Consider the following 17051-nt stretch of genomic DNA (forward strand, 5'->3'; position numbering starts at 1 on the left):
GGCCTCTCGATAGGCTGAAGCGTGACCGAAACGCCCTCTGCCGACCAGTCCCGCCCCCTGCCCTCCGGAGGCTCCGTGCGACCCATCACCCGATGGGGCACGCCCGTGATGCATCGGGAGCTGAAGGACGTCACCGCGTTCGACGACGACCTCGCCGTCCTCGTGGCCGACATGGTGGCCACGATGTACGCCGCCGAGGGCGTCGGCCTGGCCGCGAACCAGGTCGGCGAGGACCTCAAGGTCTTCGTGTTCGACTGCCCCGACGCCGACCACCAGCGCATCACCGGAGTCGTCTGCAACCCCGTGCTCCGCCTCCCCGACGGTACCGAGCGCAAGCTCGACGTCGCCGACGAGGGGTGCCTCTCGCTGCCGGGCGCCTTCACCGAGTGCGGCCGCCCCGACCACGCCTGGGTCACGGGCTTCGACCACCACGGCGAACCGGTCGAGTTCGAGGGCACCGGCCTGCTGGCCCGCTGCCTCCAGCACGAGACGGACCACCTCTTCGGCACGGTCTTCGGCGACCGCGTCCCGGAGAAGGCACGCAAGAAGCTCTACAAGCAGCACCAGCAGCTGGCCGACGAGTACGAGGACGACTGGCCGGTCGGCGAGGAGCCCGAGGAGGACTGACCCGGCGACGCGGGACTCAGGGCCGGAACTGCCAGCAGGCGATCGCGGTGGACGCCGCGACGTTGAGCGAGTCGATGCCGGCCGCCATCGGGATGATCACGCGGTGGTCCGACTCGCGCTGCCAGTGCTCGCTGAGGCCCGGGCCCTCGGAGCCGACGATGACGGCCGAGCGCTCCGCGGGCTCGACCGCGTCGATCGGAACGGCGTCGTCGGACAGGGTCATTGCGTACGTCGTGAAGCCGTGCTCGCGCAGCAGTGCGGGGGCCGCGTACCAGTCGTCGATCCGCGCCCAGGGCAGGGAGAACACCGCCCCCATCGCCACCTTGATCGAGCGACGGTAGAGCGGGTCGGCGCACCGCGGTGACAGCAGCACCGCGTCGAAGCCGAGCGCCGCCACGTTGCGCATGATCGCGCCGATGTTGGTGTGGTCGACCAGGTCCTCGGCCACGAGGACGCGACGCGCGGTGGCCAGCACGTCGTGGACGCTGCGCTCGGCCGGCCGGTGCATCGCTGCGAGCGCTCCACGGTGGACGTGGAAGCCGGTGACCCGCTCGATTGACTTCTCGTCCAGCACGTAGGCGGGCGCGTCGGTCGACTCGAGGATGTCCGACAGCGTGCCGAGCCAGCGCGGTGCGAGCAGCAGCGACTTCGGCTCGTGCCCCGCGGCGACCGCCCGCTCGATGACCTTCGTGCCCTCGGCGATGTAGATGCCGCGCTCCTGCTCCACGCTCTGGCGCAGCTGCACGTCGCGCAGGTCGGTGTAGTCGCGGAGCCGCTCGTCGCGGGGGTCGTCGAGTGCGATGAGTTCGGCCACCGCACTAGGTTAGGTGGCATGAGCCTCGACCGACCCGTGACTCCCGATCCGTACCCGCTGCTCCCCTCCGCCGCCTCGTTCACCGTCGTCAGCGACGACGTCACCGACGGCGCCTCGCTGAAGGAGGACCAGGTCAACGCCCACGGCGACACGTCGCCCCACCTGGCGTGGAGTGGCGCACCCGAGGGAACTAAGTCGTTCGTCGTCACCTGCTTCGACCCGGACGCGCCGATCGTGTCGGGCTTCTGGCACTGGGTGGCCGTCGACATCCCGGCCGACGTCACCGAGCTGCCCACGGGCGCCGGCGCGAGCGACGACTCCCTGCCCGGCGACGCCTTCCACGTGCGCAACGACGGCGGCGGCCTGAACTTCATGGGCGCCGCTCCCCCGGAGGGCGACCAGCCGCACCGCTACTTCTTCGTGGTGCACGCCGTCGGCGAGGAGACGCTGGGCGTCGACGCGTCGGCCTCCCCCGCCGTCGTCGGGTTCAACCTCGCGTTCAAGACGCTCGGCCGCGCGATCATCCACGGCACCTGGCAGTGGTGAGGGCGCAGGCCTGACGCTACTTCGCGTAGCTGTCGGCGATGCCGCGGACCTTCTCGACGTAGGCCATCGAGTTGTTGTAGGCGAAGACCGCCTTGACCCAGCCGTCGCCGGCCAGGTCGCGCTCCTTCGCGCACAGGTGTCGCGCGGCGCCCAGGGCCGCGTCGTCGATGTCGTGCGGGTCTGCCCGGCCGTCACCGTCGGCGTCGGCGCCGTACAGCTCCCACGACGACGTCAGGAACTGGAACGGGCCGACGGCGCGGTCCCACTGCTCGTCGCCGTGCAGGGCCGTGGACGCCTCGGTGGCCTCGATGGCCCGGGTGCCGTTCTCGCCGTTGAGGGGCGGGCCGATGATCCTGCGGCTCGACACGCCCGCCGCGTCGAGGCCGGCGCCGCCCAGCGTGCCGTGGGCCGACTCGACCGACCCGACGCCCGCGAGCGTGTTCCAGCGGAGGTTGCACGCGGGCGCGCTCTCACGCTCGCTGATCTCGGTGCGGGCGTAGGCCTGCATCGCCCGCACCGGGATCTGGCGGTCGGCGGCGGTCCGGGTGACCCAGTCCTCGTCGGGCTCGGTCGTGGAGCCGTCGGCCAGCGGGACCTCCTCGGCCTGCTCGGCCGGGGGCCCGCTGATCGGATCGGCGTCGTCCGACCGGCCGACGACCAGCCAGGCCACGACGATCGCCGCCGTGGCCAGCACGGCGGCGCCGAGGACGAGGATCCTGGTTCGGTCCATCCGGCTCAGGCCGTGGGGGGCTGACCGGTCGGCGGATCGTCCTGGGTGGAGATCGGCGACTCGGCCTGCTTGGCGGCCCGGATGGCCTCCTCGACGGCGCTGCTGGTCTCGGCCGGGGCCGTGCTGGCGGTCTCGACGGGCTCGTCGAGGTCGACGCGCTTGTGCGAGCCACCGCCGTCCACGGGGATGGAGCCGACGACGTTGCCGATGGTGCTCAGGGCCGCGGTGACCTCGGCCGGGATGATCCAGGTCGAGGCGTTGTGGCCCTGCGCGATCTTCGGGAGCGTCTGCAGGTACTGGTAGGACAGCAGCTTCTGGTCGGGGTTGCCGTCGTGGATCGCCTGGAAGACGGTCTCGATCGCGCGGCCCTCGCCCTGCGCGGTCAGGATCGCGGCGGTCTTCTCACCCTCGGCGGTCAGGATCGCCGACTGCTTCTGGCCCTCGGCCGTGAGGATCGCGGCCTGCTTCTGGCCCTCCGCGCTCAGGATGGCCGACTGACGCTCACCCTCCGCCGTGAGGATCGCGGCGCGCTTGTCCCGCTCGGCGCGCATCTGCTTCTCCATCGCGTCGATGATGGTGGGCGGCGGATCGATGCTCTTGAGCTCCACCCGGCTGACCTTGATGCCCCAGCGGCCCGTGGCCGCGTCGAGCTCGGCGCTCAGCGTGCGGTTGATCTGGTCGCGGCTGGTGAGCGCGTGCTCGAGGGTCATGCCGCCGATGATGTTGCGCAGCGTCGTGGTCGTGAGCTGGTGGATGCCCTCGATGTAGTTGACGATCTCGTACGTCGCGGCGACCGGGTTGTTCACCGTGTAGAGGATGACGGTGTCGATCTCGACGGTCAGGTTGTCCTCGGTGATGACGCCCTGCGGCGGGAACGAGACGACCTGCTCACGCTGGTCGACCCGGTACTTCACGCGGTCGAGGAACGGCACGATCAGGTGCGGCCCGGGCGTCAGGGTGGTGCGGTACTTCCCCAGGCGCTCCACGATCCCGGCGAAGTTCTGCGGGATGATCTTCAGGCTCATCGCTGCGGTCACGATCAGCAGGACCACCAGCAGGATGAAGAAGACCAGCATTGCGGATGCGAACATTCAGCTCTCCTTACGGACGACGCGGGCGATCGCACCGTCGATGGCGGCGACGAGCAGCTCGTCGCCCGGTTCGTAGGTCGCCTCGGGATCCACCGGGCGGGCGGTCCAGTGGACGTCACCGATCAGGACACGACCGGCATGGCGGTTCACGACCTCCTCGACGATCGCCAGTTGGCCCACCAGGCCCTGCTGGCCGACGGGCAGCGACGGCCCGTCGTGGACCCGCGCGGCGATCCGCGGGCGGACGAGGGCGAGCAGCGCCACCGAGACGACGCCGAAGATCGCCAGCGGCAGCGCCATCGGCGCACCGGCCGCGGCGGCCACGGCGGCCGCGAAGGCCGCGATGCCGAACATCAGGAAGATCAGCTCGCCGCTGGCCAGCTCGATGAGGCACATGAGGACGCCGAGCGCCGCCCACGTGACCCAGATGTCGTCGCCGAACCAGTCCATGTCGCCTCCTAGTTCGCGCGGCGCCGCGAGGGCGGACGCCGAGCCGAGAATCGTCCCGCGTCGTGCGTGACCTCGAGCCGCTGGCGGAACGCCAGGGAGAGGTTCTGCGACGTGAGCACCTGGTCGATGGGCCCGGACGCCACCACGGAGCCGCCCGACAGCAGGAGCGCGTGCGTGAAGCCGGGGGCGATCTCCTCGAGGTGGTGCGACACCATCACGAGCGAGGGGCCGAACTCGTCGGACGCGAGGGCCTCGAGGCTCTCGACCAAGTCCTCGCGGGCGCCGACGTCCATGCCGGCGGCCGGCTCGTCGAGCAGCACGACCTCGGGATCGGTCATGAGCGAGCGCGCCAGCAGGACGCGCTTCTTCTCGCCCTCGGACAGGGTGCCGAAGGTGCGGTCGGCCAGCGGCGCGATGCCTAGCTCGGCCAGCATCGCCATCGCGCGGCGGTGGTCCTCGTCGTCGTACTCCTCGTTCCAGCGGCCGAGCACGGCGTACGCGGCCGACAGGATGAGGTTGCGCACCGTCTCGTCGGCCGGCACGCGCTCGGCGATCGCGGCGCTGGTGTGGCCGATGCGGGGGCGCAGCTCGAAGACGTCGACGGAGCCGAGTCGCTCGCCCAGGATCTCGGCGGTGCCGGAGGTGGGGTGCATGTTCGCGGACGCGACCTGGAGCAGCGTGGTCTTGCCGGCTCCGTTGGGGCCCACGATGACCCAGTGCTCCCCCGGTTCGGCGCGCCACGAGACGCGGTCCAGGAGAGTCTTGCCCGAGCGCACGATCGTGACGTCGGTCAGGTCGAACACGGCGGTCACACGTCCAACCTATCGGTTCGCCTCAACGTCCTGCCGATACCCTCGACACGATGAGCACGCCAGCCCCGGGCCACGTCCCCACGTTGCACCTGACCGAGCCCACGGTGCTGGTCACCTTCAGCGGTCCCGACCGCTCCGGCGTCTCCACCCGGGTGTTCTCCGCGCTGGACGCGCACGACGTCGAGGTGATCGACGTCGAGCAGCTGGTCGTGCGCGGCCGGCTCGTGCTGAGCGTCCTGGTGACCATCCCCGACGAGGTGCCCGGCTTCGAGGCCGACCTGGCCTCGGTCGGTGCCGACCTGGGCCTGGAGGTCGAGGTCGTCCACGGCACCGGCGACAACCGGCCCCGCAGGATCGGCCGCGCCCAGGTGGTCATCCTCGGCGCACCGCTGATGCCCGACGCCCTGGCGGCCCTGACCGAGGGGATCAACGAGCTCGGCGGCAACATCGACCGCATCGTCCGCATGGCGCGCTACCCCGTCACGGCGATCCGGATGGAGGTCTCGGGCGCCGCGTCGGAGGCCCTGCAATCCGAGCTGGCCGCGATCGGCCACCGGTTTGGCACCGACGTGGCGGTGCAGGAGCACGGCATCCTGCGTCACGCGCAGCGCCTCGTCGTCATGGACGTCGACTCCACGCTGATCCAGGGCGAGGTGATCGAGATGCTCGCGGCGCACGCCGGCTGTGAGGAGGCGGTGGCCCAGGTGACCGAGCGGGCCATGCGCGGCGAGCTCGACTTCGCCGAGTCGCTGCACGAGCGCGTGGCCCAGCTGCGCGGCGTGCCGGCCTCCGCCCTCGACGAGGTCTACCGGGACCTGGAGTTCACGCCCGGCGCGCGCACCATGATCCGCACGCTCAAGCGCCTCGGCTACCGGTTCGCCCTGGTCAGCGGCGGCTTCACACAGATCATCGAGCGGCTCGCGGACGACCTCGGCATCGACTACTTCGCCGCCAACGACCTCGAGGTGCAGGACGGAGCGCTGACCGGCCGGGTCCTCGGGCGCGTGGTCGACCGCGCCGGCAAGGCCGAGGCGCTGCGCCTCTTCGCCGAGCAGGCGGGCATCAACGTGCGCAACACCGTGGCCATCGGCGACGGCGCCAACGACCTCGACATGCTGGCGGCCGCGGGACTGGGCATCGCGTTCAACGCGAAGCCGCTCGTGCGCGACCAGGCGCAGACCTCGGTGAACGTGCCGTACCTCGACGCGATCGTCTACCTCATGGGCATCACGCGCGAGGAGGTCGAGGCGGCCGACGCCGCCGACGCGCCGCCGGCGACCTGACCGGCTGCTACTCGTCGTCCTCGAGGCGGAAGCCCAGCTTCAGGGTGACCTGGTAGTGCGAGACCTTGTCGTCCTCGACCTGGCCCCGAATGCCCACGACCTCGAACCAGTCGAGGTGGCGCAGGGTCTGGGAGGCGCGGGCGATGCCGCTGTCGATGGCCTCGCTGACCCCGACCGGGGACGTTCCGACGATCTCGGTGACACGGTAGGTGCGGTTGCTCATGGGGCCATCGTCCCACCCGGCCGCAGGCCGCGCGCGGGACCCACGGCGTAGACTGGGGACATGGCCCGGCGCGACCCCGAAGAGGTGCACTCGATCACCAGTGCGCGCGAGCCCTTCAGCGCCCAGGTGGACCATCGCGAGCGCAACTACCTCATCTCCATGGCCGTCCGTGTGGCCTGCTTCATCGGCTTCGTCGCCGTCGACCACTGGATCCGCTGGGTGCTCCTCGTGGGCGCGGTGTTCCTGCCCTACGTGGCCGTCGTCATCGGCAACTCGGCGATCCGCAGCTCGGGCGACGGGCCGTCCCCGTTCGGGGTCGACCGCAAGCAGCTGGACCAGTAGGTGCTGCGCTTCCTGGCAAGCCCGCGCTGGATCGGGCTGGCGGTCTTCGTCGTCGTCATGGCGGTCACGTGCTTCATGCTCGGCGGCTGGCAGTACGACCGCTGGGAGCAGCGCAAGGCCGACAACGCCGTCGTCAAGACGAACCTGAAGGCCGACCCGGCGCCCGTCGCCGAGGTCGTCGCCGACGGCTGGGACCCCGACCTCGAGTACCGCGCCGTCACGGCCACCGGCACGTTCGACTCCGCGCACGAGGTCACCGTGCGGTTCGCGCATCGCGACAGCCGGCCGGGCGTGCAGGTCGTCACCCCGCTGCGGCTGGACGACGGCACGGTCGTGCTCGTCGACCGCGGCTGGATCGAGGGTCCGCGCAACGGCGAGGCACCCGAGGACGTCCCGGCGGCCCCCACGGGGCCAGTGACCGTCACGGGATGGCTCCAGCCCGCCAGCACGGCCGACAAGGCGGCGACGACGCCGCGCGACGGGCAGGTGCGAGCCGTCAACGGCGAGCGGTGGGCCGACTTCCTCGGCGCCGAGCCGCTGCCGGGCTTCGTCGCCATGACCTCGCCCGAGCAGGACGGCCTCGAAGGCCCGGCCGAGCCCGACCTGGGCACCGGACCGCACCTGTTCTACTCGATCCAGTGGTACTTCTTCGCCGGGCTGGCCGCGTTCGGCTACTTCTGGTTCGTCCGGGCCGAGCTGATCGAGCGCCGCAAGTCGTCCGTGTCCGTGTAGGTCCCGTGTGTGGTGAGGCCGGTAACACCTTCGTCGCTCTGCCTCACCGCGACGGTCCGCCATGGTGTTGCCGGACCGCTGACCAGCGCAAACGACGGCAGGTGCCACTCACTGTTGCACGGAGGCTCGGTGTCTCCGTAGTGTGCGCGCATGACGCCACGATCACGTCCCGCGGTCCGTTCACTTCTCATCGCCTTCTCGGCCATCGCGGCCATGCTCATCACGTCGGCGCCGGCCCATGCCGCGCCGTCTCGTGCGGCCAAGACGAAGGCCGCCGACCATCGCCTGACGCAGAACCTGGCTGACTTCACCACCGTCGCGAACAAGGCGCGCACGGCACAGGGGACCAGGGCTACGGGCGGGCAGGGACTCGACTGGTCCGCAGACGGCTGCTCGGCTTCGGACGCGGTCGTACTCCCCGCGTGGAAGAGGTTCTTCCGCGCGTCCTGCAATCGTCACGACTTCGGCTACCGCAACCACGGCAGGAACCTTAAGCACGGACTGGCTCTCCGGTCGACGAACGCACAGAAGACGAAGGTCGACACGAGGTTCCTGGCCGACATGAAGTGGCAGTGCGCCAATCGCGGAAAGGACCTCCCGTCCGGAAAGACGATTCTGCACTGCCGCGTCGAAGCCGAGAAGATCTATCGCGGTGTGTCGAAGTCCACGGCCGGCTCGGCAGGACTGTGGGGCAACCCGCAGAACGCGTTCTTCAACTCCGAGTGCACCCCGGGCGCGTTGTGCCTGTTCGACGACAAGAACCAGAAAGACCGCCGCATCACGTTCGGCGGCAAGTCCGGCTACCCCGTCGACTCGACCGCGACGTCCGTGAAGAACCTGGACTCATACGGCTTCGGCGACAAGACCAGCTCCGTCGTGAACAACTCGGCCTACGCCTGGGTGCTCTACGACGACGACAACTTCAAGGATCGCCAGATCTGCGTCCGCGCAGGCCGGACGATCAAGGACCTGAAGGCCGCGGCATTCAAATTCAACGACAAAACCAGTTCGGTCAAGCGGCTCAAGTCCAAGACCTGCTGAATGGGAGTCGGGCGGCGATCACGCCAGGCTGACCAGGTCGGCGTAGGTGTCCGACCAGAGGTCCTCGTCGCCGTCGGGCAGCAGCAGCACGCGGTCGGGCTCGAGCGCCTGCACGGCGCCCTCGTCGTGGGTGACCAGCACGATCGCGCCCTCGTAGGAGCGGATCGCCGCCAGCACCTCCTCGCGCGACGCCGGGTCGAGGTTGTTGGTCGGCTCGTCGAGCAGCAGCACGTTGGCGCTCGAGACGATGAGGCTCGCCAGCGCCAGACGGGTCTTCTCGCCGCCGGAGAGCACGGCCGCCGGCTTGGCGGTGTCGTCGCCGGTGAACAGGAACGAGCCCAGCACGCTGCGCGCCTCGGTGTCGGTGAGGTGCGGCGCCGCGCTCTGCATGTTCTCCAGCACCGAGCGCGAGGTGTCGAGCGTCTCGTGCTCCTGGGCGTAGTAGCCGATCTTGAGGCCGTGGCCCGCGATGATCTCGCCGGTGTCGGCCCGGTCGGCGCCGCCGAGCAGACGCAGCAGCGTGGTCTTGCCCGCACCGTTGAGTCCGAGCACGACGACGCGGCTCCCCCGGTCGATCGCCAGATCGACGTCGGTGAAGATCTCCAGCGACCCGTACGACTTCGACAGTCCCGTGGCCATGAGCGGCGTCTTGCCGCACGGAGCGGGCTTGGGGAAGGCGATCTTGGCGACCTTGTCCACGGCGCGCTCGTCCTCGAGGCCGGCCATCATCTTCTCGGCCCGCTTGAGCATCTGCTGGGCGGCGGTCGCCTTCGAGGCCTTCGCGCGCATCCGGTTGCCCTGGTCGATGAGCCGCTCGGCCTGCTTCACGGCGTTGGCGCGCTCGCGCTTGCGCCGGGCCTCGTCGGCCTCGCGCTGCTTGAGGTAGGGCCGCCAGCCCATGTTGTAGATGTCGATGACGCCGCGGTTGGCGTCGAGGTAGAAGACCTTGTTGACGGTCTCCGCGACGAGGTCGACGTCGTGGCTGATGATCACGAGGCCTCCCGAGAAGCTCTTCAGGAAGCCACGCAGCCACACGATCGAGTCGGCGTCGAGGTGGTTGGTGGGCTCGTCGAGCAGCAGGATGTCGGCGTCGGAGAACAGGATCCGCGCCAGCTCGATACGGCGGCGCTGACCGCCGGACAGGGTGCTCAACGGCTGCTCGAGGACGCGCTCGGGCAGACCCAGCGCGACCGCGATCGTCGCCGCCTCGGACTCGGCCGCGTACCCGCCCCCGGCGCCGAACTCGGCGTCGGCGCGGGAGTAGCGGCGCATCGCGTCCTCGGCGAGCGCCGAGTCCTCCGAGGCCATCTCCTTCTCGGCCTTGCGCATCTTGCGCAGCGCCTCGTCGAGGCCTCGCGCCGACAGGATGCGGTCGCGGGCGGTGACGTTGGGGTCGCCGACGCGCGGGTCCTGCGGCAGGTAGCCGACCGTGCCCGTGCGGGTGATGGTGCCCTCGGCGGGCTCGCCGCCGGCCCCGGCCAGCATCTTGGTCAGGGTGGTCTTGCCGGCGCCGTTGCGGCCGACGAGGCCGATCTTGTCGCCCTTGGCGACCTGGAAGGAGACGTCGGACATCAGGACGCGCGCGCCGAAGCGCAGCTCCACGGAGGAGGCGGTGATCATGGAAGAGCCTTCGTGAGGGATGGACGGGGCGAGGACGCAGGGGTCGAGCAGGTGCTCGCGCGTCACTCCAGCCGGATCATGTCCACCGAGCCAGTCTACGGAGCGATCCCCCGGGCGCGAAATCGTCGCCGCCGTCCGCGCTCCTGCGCACTTTTGGAACGGGATGCACGTTCTGATCGCTCAGAGACGTGCATCCCGTTCCAAAAGTGGTGAGGGGTGGCGGGCGGTCAGCCGATGTTGAAGCCGAGGGCGCGCAACATCTCGCGGCCGTCGTCGGTGATCTTGTCCGGGCCCCACGGCGGCATCCAGACCCACTCGATGCGGAAGTCGTTGACGAGGCCGTCGAGGGCGGCGCGGGTCTGGTCCTCGATGACGTCGGTCAGCGGGCAGGCCGCGGACGTGAGCGTCATCTGCAGGATGGCGTTGCTGTGCTCGTCCACGTGCACGCCGTAGACGAGGCCGAGGTCGACGACGTTGATCCCCAGCTCGGGGTCGACGACGTCCTTCATCGCCTCCTCGACGTCCTCCTGGGTGGTGGCGCCGGGCTGGACGGTCACGTCGGGCAGATCGCTGTGGTCGGTGGTCATGCTTCCTCCTTGGCCGAAGCCTGGGCGACGGCGTCCTTCCAGGCCATCCAGGACAGCAGCGCGCACTTGACGCGCGCGGGGAACTGGGCGACGCCCGCGAAGGCGATCCCGTCCTCGAGCACGTCCTCGTCGGGTTCGACGTGGCCGCGGCCCTGCATGAGCTCCTGGAACGCGTTGAGTGTGGTCAGTGCGTGGTCGACGTCCTTGCCGACCACGAGGTCGTTCAGCACCGAGGCCGAGGCCTGGCTGATGGAGCAGCCCACGGAGTCGTACGAGACGTCGGCCACCGTGTTGCCCTCGAGGTGCACACGGAGCGTGATCTCGTCGCCGCAGGTCGGGTTGACGTGGTGGACCTCGGCCTCGTACGGGTCGCGCAGACCCGCACCGTGGGGGTGCTTGTAGTGGTCCAGGATGATCTCCTGGTACATCGCATCGACGTTCGCTGCGTTCATCTCAGGCTCCGAAGTACGACTGGGTGTGGCGGATCCCCGCGACGAGCGCGTCGATCTCGGCCTCGGTCGTGTACAGGTAGAACGAGGCGCGCGTGGTGGACTGCACGCCGAAGTGCGCGTGCAGCGGCTTCGCGCAGTGGTGACCGGCGCGCACGGCGACGCCCTGCGAGTCGAGCAGCTGCGCCACGTCGTGCGGGTGCACCCCGTCGATCGTGAAGCTGATCGCTCCCCCGCGGTCGACCGGCTCCTTGGGGCCGACGATCGTGACGCCGGTCAGCTCCTTCATCGCGTCCAGCGCGTAGGCGGTGATCCGCTGCTCGTGCGCGGCGACGTTCTCCATGCCGAGGGCGCTGAGGTAGTCCACCGCGGCGCCGAGGCCGACCGACTGCGCGATCGGCGGTGTGCCGGCCTCGAAGCGGTGCGGCGGCGCGGCGAACGTGGTGCGCTCCATCGACACGGTCTCGATCATCTCGCCGCCGCCCAGGAACGGCGGCAGCTCGGCGAGCAGGTCGTAGCGGCCCCACAGCACACCGATGCCCGTGGGACCGACCATCTTGTGGCCCGTGAAGGCGACGAAGTCGGCGCCCAGCGCGGCCACGTCGACCGGCAGCTGCGGCACGGCCTGCGACGCGTCGATGACGACCAGCGCACCCACCTCGTGGGCGCGCCGGACGATCTCGGCGACCGGGTTGATCGTGCCGAGCATGTTCGAGACCCACGTGACCGAGACGACCTTGGTGCGCTCGGTGAGGGTGAGGGAGTCGAGGTCGAGCCGGCCCTCGGGCGTGACGCCGTACCAGCGCAGGTCGGCGCCCGTGCGCTGCGTGAGCAGCTGCCACGGCACGAGGTTGGAGTGGTGCTCCATCTGGGTCACCACGACCTCGTCACCCGCACCCACGCGACCGGCGTCGCCGAGGACGCGTGCCACCAGGTTGAGCGCCTCGGAGGCGTTCTTGGTGAACACGACCTCCTCGCGACGCGGCGCGTTGATGAATCCCGCCACCTTGTCGCGCCCGAGCTCGAACGCCTCGCTGGCCTCCGCACCGAGCTGGTGCATCGCCCGCGCGACGTTCGCGTTGTGCTCGAGGTAGTGACGCTCGATCGCCTCGACGACCTGACGCGGCTTCTGCGACGTGTTGGCACTGTCCAGGTACACGAGAGGGCGGTCCCCCGCCATCGTCCTGGACAGGATGGGGAAGTCCTTGCGGATCGCCTCGACGTCGTAGCCGGTCATGATCAGACGGCCGCCTTGGTGAACTTGTCGTAGCCCTCGGCCTCGAGCAGCTCGGCGAGCTCGCGCCCACCGGTCTCGGCCAGCTTGCCGGCCACGAAGACGTGGACGAAGTCGGGCTCGATGTAGTTCAGGATGCGCGTGTAGTGCGTGATCAGCAGCACGCCGCGGTCACCCTGCGCCGAGTAGCGGTTGACGCCGTCCGAGACGACGCGCAGGGCGTCGATGTCCAGGCCGGAGTCGGTCTCGTCGAGCACCGCGAACTTCGGGTTCAGCAGCTCGAGCTGGGCGATCTCGTGGCGCTTCTTCTCGCCGCCGGAGAAGCCCTCGTTGACCGAGCGCGAGGAGAACGACGGGTCGAGCGTCATCCGCTCGAGCGCCGCGTTGACGTCCTTGACCCACGTGCGCAGCTTGGGGGCCTCGCCGTCGATGGCGGTCTTGGCCGTGCGCAGGAAGTTGGCGACGGAGACGCCCGGGATCTCGACCGGGTACTGCATCGCGAGGAACAGGCCCGCACGCGCGCGCTCGTCGACGCTCAGCTCGAGGATGTTCTGGCCGTCGAGGAGCACCTCGCCCTCGGTGACCTTGTACTTGGGGTGTCCGGCGATCGAGTACGCCAGCGTGGACTTGCCCGAGCCGTTGGGGCCCATGATGGCGTGGACCTCGCCGGAGTTGATGGTCAGGTCGACGCCGCGGAGGATCTCCTTGGCACCGTCCTCGGTGTCGACGGACACGTGGAGGTTCTTGATCTCCAGGGTGCTCATGCTGTTTCTCCTTGGTTCGGGAGGTCGACCCAGACGGTCTCTCCCTCGATCTTGGTCTGGTAGACGGGGACGGGTTCGGTGGCCGGCAGGCCCAGTGCCTTGCCGGTGCGCAGGTCGAAGCGCGACCCGTGCAGGAAGCACTCGATCTCGCAGCCCTCGACGTCGCCGTCGGACAGCGGGATCTCGGCGTGGGAGCACCAGTCCTGGATGGCGTAGACGGTGTCACCGTCGCGCACCAGGGCCAGGTCGTGCCCCTCGAACTCGATGCCCAGCGCCGCGCCCTCGGGGACGTCGGCGAGCTTCGCGACCTCCTTGAAGGTCATTCGGTCACCGCCGCGGGGTTGCCGACCACCGCGGCCAGCTCGTCCTCGATCGCCGACAGGAGGCGCTCCTGCAGGTCCTCGACGCCGATCCGGCGGATGATGTCGTTGAAGAAGCCGTGCACGACGAGGCGCTTGGCCTCCGTGGGGTCGATGCCGCGGCTCTGCAGGTAGAACAGGTGCTCGTCGTCGAAGCGACCGGTCGTGGACGCGTGGCCCGCGCCGGCGATGTCGCCGGTCTCGATCTCGAGGTTCGGCACCGAGTCGGCGCGCGCGCCGTCGGTGAGCACAAGGTTGTCGTTCTGCTCGAACGTGTCGATGCCCTCGGCGACCTTGCGGATCAGGACGTTGCCGATCCACACGGTGTGCGCGTCCTGGCCCTGCAGAGCGCCCTTGTACTCGACGTTGCTGCGGGTGCGGGGCGCCGTGTGGTCGACGAACTGGCGGTGCTCGAGGTGCTGGCCCGCGTCGGCGAAGTAGATGCCGAGCAGGTCGACGCTGCCACCGGGGCCGCGGTAGTCGACGTTGGTCGACGAGCGGACGAGGTCGCCACCGAGGGTGAACTCGAAGAAGCGGACCGCCGCGTCGCGGCCGACGCTGATGCCGTTCTGCACGGCGTGGACGGCGTCGTCCTCCCAGTCGACCAGGTTCACGACGTCGAGCTGGGCACCGTCGCCCACGACGTACGTGACGTTCGTGGCGTAGGTGGCCGAGCCGACGTGGTCGAACGCGATCGTGGCCTTGGAGAACGGCGCCACCTTCACGACGACGTGGCCCCACACGGTCTGCTCGACCGAGGTGCCGCTCAGGCGGATGCGCGCCGGGGCGTCGAGCTCGCCGTCGATCGACAGCAGCGTGGCGCCGCCGGCGTTCTGCACGGCGAGAGCCGCGAGGCGGTCGAGCGGCGCGATGCCGCCGATCGCCTTGGCCTCGTCGGTGGTGATCGTGGTCAGCGTGGCACCGGTGGGGAGCTCGTCCTTCCACTCCAGGCTGGCGTCCGACGGCGTGCCGTCGAGCAGTCCACGCAGCCGCTTGAGCGGCGTGAAGCGCCAGATCTCCTCCAGGCCGGTGGGCTTGGGGTGGGCCTCGACGTCGTACGACGGCTCGGGGTGCAGGTGGCTCTGGACGTGGTCCAACTCCAAGGCGGCGGCCAGCTGGTCGTTGTTTGCACCAGCCATTCGCTCGTCACCCACAACGGGAGTCAACGCGGTCATCCAACAGCCCCTTCCATTTGCAGCTCGATGAGTCGGTTCAGTTCCAGCGCGTACTCCATGGGCAGCTCGCGAGCGATGGGCTCGACGAAGCCGCGGACGATCATCGCCATGGCCTCGTCCTCCTCCATGCCGCGCTGCATGAAGTAGAAGAGCTGGTCGTCGCTGACCTTGGAGACGGTCGCCTCGTGGCCGAGGGTCACGTCGTCCTCGCGGACGTCGACGTACGGGTAGGTGTCCGAGCGGCTGATCTGGTCGACCAGCAGCGCGTCGCACTTGACGGTGCTGGCGGAGCCGTAGGCGCCCTCGTTGACCTGGAGCAGGCCGCGGTAGGACGTGCGGCCGCCGCCACGGGCGACGGACTTGCTCAGGATCGAGCTGGACGTGTTCGGCGCGACGTGCACCATCTTTGCGCCGGTGTCCTGGTACTGGCCCTCGCCGGCGAACGCGATCGACAGCGTCTCGCCCTTGGCCTGCTCGCCCATGAGGTAGACGGCCGGGTACTTCATCGTGACCTTGGAGCCGATGTTGCCGTCGACCCACTCCATCGTGGCGCCGGCCTCGCACGTGGCGCGCTTGGTGACGAGGTTGTAGACGTTGTTCGACCAGTTCTGGATGGTCGTGTAGCGGACGCGGGCGCCCTTCTTCACGATGATCTCCACGACGGCCGAGTGCAGCGAGTCGGTCTTGTAGATCGGCGCGGTGCAGCCCTCGACGTAGTGGATGTAGGAGTCCTCGTCGGCGATGATCAGCGTGCGCTCGAACTGGCCCATGTTCTCGGTGTTGATCCGGAAGTAGGCCTGCAGCGGGATGTCGACGTGGACGCCCTTGGGCACGTAGATGAACGAGCCACCCGACCAGACCGACGTGTTCAGCGCGGCGAACTTGTTGTCGCCGACCGGGATCACGGTGCCGAAGTACTCCTCGAAGAGCTCGGGGTGCTCCTTCAGCGCGGTGTCGGTGTCCAGGAAGATGACGCCCTGCTGCTCCAGGTCCTCGCGGATCTGGTGGTAGACGACCTCGGACTCGTACTGCGCGGCGACGCCGGAGACGAGGCGCTGCTTCTCGGCCTCGGGGATGCCCAGGCGGTCGTACGTGTTCTTGATGTCCTCGGGGAGCTCCTCCCACGTGGTCGCCTGCTTCTCGGTCGACCGGACGAAGTACTTGATGTTGTCGAAGTCGATCGCGTCGAGGTCGGCACCCCACGTGGGCATCGGCTTGCGGTTGAAGAGCTTGAGGCCCTTCAGGCGCAGGTCGAGCATCCACTGGGGCTCGCTCTTCTTGGCCGAGATGTCGCGCACGACGGCCTCGCTGAGGCCGCGCTGCGCGCTGGCTCCGGCGACGTCGGCGTCGTGCCAGCCGAACTCGTAGTTTCCGACATCCTTCAGACCCGGGTTCAGGTCCTCGATCGAGGTCGTGTCGTTCGTGGTCGTCATGACGACTCCCCTTCAGTTGGAGACACAGCGGTGACATGGGTGGACTGGGTGGTGCGGGGCAGGTGCGTGGTGCAGATGCCATCGCCGTGGGCGATGGTCGCCAGGCGCTGGACGTGGGAGCCCAGCAGCTCGGCGAAGACCTCGGTCTCGGCCTCGCACAGCTGGGGAAACTCCTCGGCGACGTGGGCCACCGGGCAGTGGTGCTGGCAGATCTGCTCGCCGAGCGGGGTGGAGCTGGCCGAGGCCGCGAAGCCGTCGTCGGTCAGCGCCCGCGCCAGCACCGAGGCCTGGTCCTCGACCGGGACGTCAGCCAGCAGCCGCTCGTACCGGTTGCGGAACTCGGCCAGCCGGTGACGTGCGAAGTCCATGACGGCGGAGTCGCCGCCGGTGGCGCGCAGGAAGCGCAGCGCGTCGGCGGCCAGGTCGTCGTACGTGTGGGCGAACGTGTCGCGGCCGGCGGCAGTGAGAACGAAGACCCGGGCGGGGCGGCCGCGGCGACGCTGGCCCCGGACGCGCTCCTCGCGCGACTCCACGAGGCCGTGCTCGACGAGGTGCTCGAGGTGGCGACGCACGGCGGCGGGGGTGAGTCCGAGGCGGGTGGCCAGGCTCGTGGCGGTGCTGGGACCGTTCTCCAGGATGCTCTCGGCGACGCGATCGCGCGTGGAGAGGTCGTCGACCGACGACACCTCATGATCCACGCTCACGTATTTCACAACACCATTGTTGCGTTATTGATTCC

Annotated in this window: 21 protein-coding genes; 6 read left to right on the forward strand and 15 right to left on the reverse strand. The window is 69.6% G+C overall.

Annotated elements, in window-relative coordinates; all coding sequences use genetic code 11:
* The first annotated feature begins 108 nt into the window (after positions 1 to 108).
* Entirely contained in the window at positions 109 to 627 is a 519-nt protein-coding gene (gene def, locus ACY1JX_RS03090) for a peptide deformylase (RefSeq protein ID WP_462565865.1), read from the forward strand.
* 16 nt (positions 628 to 643) lie between these two features.
* On the opposite strand, the gene ACY1JX_RS03095 is transcribed toward def, so the two are convergent.
* Complete coding sequence (locus tag ACY1JX_RS03095; protein ID WP_462565179.1) at positions 644 to 1441, reverse strand: TrmH family RNA methyltransferase; 798 nt, start codon at positions 1439 to 1441, stop codon at positions 644 to 646.
* 18 nt (positions 1442 to 1459) lie between these two features.
* Between ACY1JX_RS03095 and ACY1JX_RS03100 the strand changes: the two genes are divergently transcribed.
* The gene (locus ACY1JX_RS03100) at positions 1460 to 1987 is read left to right on the forward strand and encodes a YbhB/YbcL family Raf kinase inhibitor-like protein (protein ID WP_462565180.1); all 528 of its coding nucleotides are present in this window, start codon (positions 1460 to 1462) and stop codon (positions 1985 to 1987) included.
* Positions 1988 to 2003: 16 nt separating this feature from the next.
* On the opposite strand, the gene ACY1JX_RS03105 is transcribed toward ACY1JX_RS03100, so the two are convergent.
* Genes ACY1JX_RS03105 through ACY1JX_RS03120 form a run of 4 tightly spaced genes read right to left on the reverse strand, consistent with a single transcriptional unit; the run spans position 2004 to position 5070 of the window.
* The gene (locus ACY1JX_RS03105) at positions 2004 to 2717 is read right to left on the reverse strand and encodes a lytic transglycosylase domain-containing protein (protein WP_462565181.1); all 714 of its coding nucleotides are present in this window, start codon (positions 2715 to 2717) and stop codon (positions 2004 to 2006) included.
* A gap of 5 nt (positions 2718 to 2722) precedes the next feature.
* The gene (locus ACY1JX_RS03110; protein WP_181755627.1) at positions 2723 to 3808 is read right to left on the reverse strand and encodes an SPFH domain-containing protein; all 1086 of its coding nucleotides are present in this window, start codon (positions 3806 to 3808) and stop codon (positions 2723 to 2725) included.
* Entirely contained in the window at positions 3809 to 4258 is a 450-nt protein-coding gene (locus ACY1JX_RS03115) for an NfeD family protein (protein WP_462565182.1), read from the reverse strand.
* Between the two features lie 8 nt (positions 4259 to 4266).
* Positions 4267 to 5070, reverse strand: coding sequence for an ABC transporter ATP-binding protein (locus ACY1JX_RS03120; protein ID WP_181755625.1), 804 nt, complete (start codon positions 5068 to 5070; stop codon positions 4267 to 4269).
* Positions 5071 to 5120: 50 nt separating this feature from the next.
* On the opposite strand from ACY1JX_RS03120, the gene serB reads away from it, so the two are divergent.
* A complete protein-coding gene (gene serB, locus ACY1JX_RS03125) occupies positions 5121 to 6353 on the forward strand; it encodes a phosphoserine phosphatase SerB (RefSeq protein ID WP_286928992.1) in 1233 nt (410 codons plus the stop codon).
* A gap of 7 nt (positions 6354 to 6360) precedes the next feature.
* Here the strand turns inward: serB and ACY1JX_RS03130 are convergent, their stop codons facing one another.
* Complete coding sequence (locus tag ACY1JX_RS03130) at positions 6361 to 6576, reverse strand: dodecin (protein WP_078698266.1); 216 nt, start codon at positions 6574 to 6576, stop codon at positions 6361 to 6363.
* A 60-nt stretch (positions 6577 to 6636) separates the two neighbouring features.
* Between ACY1JX_RS03130 and ACY1JX_RS03135 the strand changes: the two genes are divergently transcribed.
* The 3 genes from ACY1JX_RS03135 to ACY1JX_RS03145 all read left to right on the forward strand — a co-directional run bounded on the left by ACY1JX_RS03135 (position 6637) and on the right by ACY1JX_RS03145 (position 8691).
* Positions 6637 to 6918, forward strand: coding sequence for a DUF3099 domain-containing protein (locus tag ACY1JX_RS03135; RefSeq protein ID WP_078698267.1), 282 nt, complete (start codon positions 6637 to 6639; stop codon positions 6916 to 6918).
* Positions 6919 to 7650 carry an SURF1 family cytochrome oxidase biogenesis protein gene (locus tag ACY1JX_RS03140; RefSeq protein WP_462565183.1) on the forward strand — a complete coding sequence of 244 codons (732 nt, stop codon included), beginning with the start codon at positions 6919 to 6921 and terminating at the stop codon, positions 7648 to 7650. It abuts the gene before it with no gap.
* A gap of 150 nt (positions 7651 to 7800) precedes the next feature.
* A complete protein-coding gene (locus ACY1JX_RS03145) occupies positions 7801 to 8691 on the forward strand; it encodes a phospholipase A2 (RefSeq protein WP_462565184.1) in 891 nt (296 codons plus the stop codon).
* 18 nt (positions 8692 to 8709) lie between these two features.
* Here the strand turns inward: ACY1JX_RS03145 and ACY1JX_RS03150 are convergent, their stop codons facing one another.
* From ACY1JX_RS03150 to ACY1JX_RS03190, 9 genes are all read right to left on the reverse strand, one after another.
* Positions 8710 to 10311: an ABC-F family ATP-binding cassette domain-containing protein gene (locus ACY1JX_RS03150; RefSeq protein WP_462565185.1), complete on the reverse strand. Its 1602-nt coding sequence runs from the start codon at positions 10309 to 10311 to the stop codon at positions 8710 to 8712.
* 227 nt (positions 10312 to 10538) lie between these two features.
* Complete coding sequence (locus ACY1JX_RS03155; protein WP_181755621.1) at positions 10539 to 10898, reverse strand: metal-sulfur cluster assembly factor; 360 nt, start codon at positions 10896 to 10898, stop codon at positions 10539 to 10541.
* Complete coding sequence (gene sufU / locus ACY1JX_RS03160) at positions 10895 to 11350, reverse strand: Fe-S cluster assembly sulfur transfer protein SufU (RefSeq protein ID WP_181755620.1); 456 nt, start codon at positions 11348 to 11350, stop codon at positions 10895 to 10897. Before sufU ends, ACY1JX_RS03155 begins: the two co-directional genes overlap by 4 nt.
* A 1-nt stretch (position 11351) precedes the next feature.
* Positions 11352 to 12584: a cysteine desulfurase gene (locus tag ACY1JX_RS03165; RefSeq protein ID WP_181755619.1), complete on the reverse strand. Its 1233-nt coding sequence runs from the start codon at positions 12582 to 12584 to the stop codon at positions 11352 to 11354.
* A gap of 2 nt (positions 12585 to 12586) precedes the next feature.
* The gene (sufC, locus tag ACY1JX_RS03170; RefSeq protein ID WP_462565186.1) at positions 12587 to 13345 is read right to left on the reverse strand and encodes a Fe-S cluster assembly ATPase SufC; all 759 of its coding nucleotides are present in this window, start codon (positions 13343 to 13345) and stop codon (positions 12587 to 12589) included.
* A complete protein-coding gene (locus tag ACY1JX_RS03175; protein ID WP_181755617.1) occupies positions 13342 to 13668 on the reverse strand; it encodes a Rieske (2Fe-2S) protein in 327 nt (108 codons plus the stop codon). Before ACY1JX_RS03175 ends, sufC begins: the two co-directional genes overlap by 4 nt.
* Positions 13665 to 14843 (reverse strand): Fe-S cluster assembly protein SufD, encoded by a 1179-nt coding sequence (sufD, locus tag ACY1JX_RS03180; RefSeq protein ID WP_462565187.1) that lies wholly within the window; start codon positions 14841 to 14843, stop codon positions 13665 to 13667. Before sufD ends, ACY1JX_RS03175 begins: the two co-directional genes overlap by 4 nt.
* 32 nt (positions 14844 to 14875) lie before the next feature.
* Entirely contained in the window at positions 14876 to 16312 is a 1437-nt protein-coding gene (gene sufB, locus ACY1JX_RS03185; protein WP_181755616.1) for a Fe-S cluster assembly protein SufB, read from the reverse strand.
* Entirely contained in the window at positions 16309 to 17025 is a 717-nt protein-coding gene (locus ACY1JX_RS03190) for a helix-turn-helix transcriptional regulator (protein WP_376785951.1), read from the reverse strand. The genes sufB and ACY1JX_RS03190 overlap by 4 nt, the downstream gene beginning before the upstream one ends.
* Between the last annotated feature and the right edge of the window lie 26 nt (positions 17026 to 17051).

It is taken from the genome of Aeromicrobium sp. JP4, from assembly GCF_054957925.1.

Coding starts and splice junctions, on each gene's coding strand:
- def (WP_462565865.1), top strand. CDS start 109: ATGCATCGGGAGCTGAAGGACGTCACCGCGTTCGACGACGACCTCGCC.
- ACY1JX_RS03100 (WP_462565180.1), top strand. CDS start 1,460: ATGAGCCTCGACCGACCCGTGACTCCCGATCCGTACCCGCTGCTCCCC.
- ACY1JX_RS03105 (WP_462565181.1), bottom strand. CDS start 2,717: ATGGACCGAACCAGGATCCTCGTCCTCGGCGCCGCCGTGCTGGCCACG.
- ACY1JX_RS03110 (WP_181755627.1), bottom strand. CDS start 3,808: ATGTTCGCATCCGCAATGCTGGTCTTCTTCATCCTGCTGGTGGTCCTG.
- ACY1JX_RS03115 (WP_462565182.1), bottom strand. CDS start 4,258: ATGGACTGGTTCGGCGACGACATCTGGGTCACGTGGGCGGCGCTCGGC.
- serB (WP_286928992.1), top strand. CDS start 5,121: ATGAGCACGCCAGCCCCGGGCCACGTCCCCACGTTGCACCTGACCGAG.
- ACY1JX_RS03130 (WP_078698266.1), bottom strand. CDS start 6,576: ATGAGCAACCGCACCTACCGTGTCACCGAGATCGTCGGAACGTCCCCG.
- ACY1JX_RS03135 (WP_078698267.1), top strand. CDS start 6,637: ATGGCCCGGCGCGACCCCGAAGAGGTGCACTCGATCACCAGTGCGCGC.
- ACY1JX_RS03145 (WP_462565184.1), top strand. CDS start 7,801: ATGACGCCACGATCACGTCCCGCGGTCCGTTCACTTCTCATCGCCTTC.
- ACY1JX_RS03150 (WP_462565185.1), bottom strand. CDS start 10,311: ATGATCACCGCCTCCTCCGTGGAGCTGCGCTTCGGCGCGCGCGTCCTG.
- ACY1JX_RS03155 (WP_181755621.1), bottom strand. CDS start 10,898: ATGACCACCGACCACAGCGATCTGCCCGACGTGACCGTCCAGCCCGGC.
- sufU (WP_181755620.1), bottom strand. CDS start 11,350: ATGAACGCAGCGAACGTCGATGCGATGTACCAGGAGATCATCCTGGAC.
- ACY1JX_RS03165 (WP_181755619.1), bottom strand. CDS start 12,584: ATGACCGGCTACGACGTCGAGGCGATCCGCAAGGACTTCCCCATCCTG.
- sufC (WP_462565186.1), bottom strand. CDS start 13,345: ATGAGCACCCTGGAGATCAAGAACCTCCACGTGTCCGTCGACACCGAG.
- ACY1JX_RS03175 (WP_181755617.1), bottom strand. CDS start 13,668: ATGACCTTCAAGGAGGTCGCGAAGCTCGCCGACGTCCCCGAGGGCGCG.
- sufD (WP_462565187.1), bottom strand. CDS start 14,843: ATGGCTGGTGCAAACAACGACCAGCTGGCCGCCGCCTTGGAGTTGGAC.
- sufB (WP_181755616.1), bottom strand. CDS start 16,312: ATGACGACCACGAACGACACGACCTCGATCGAGGACCTGAACCCGGGT.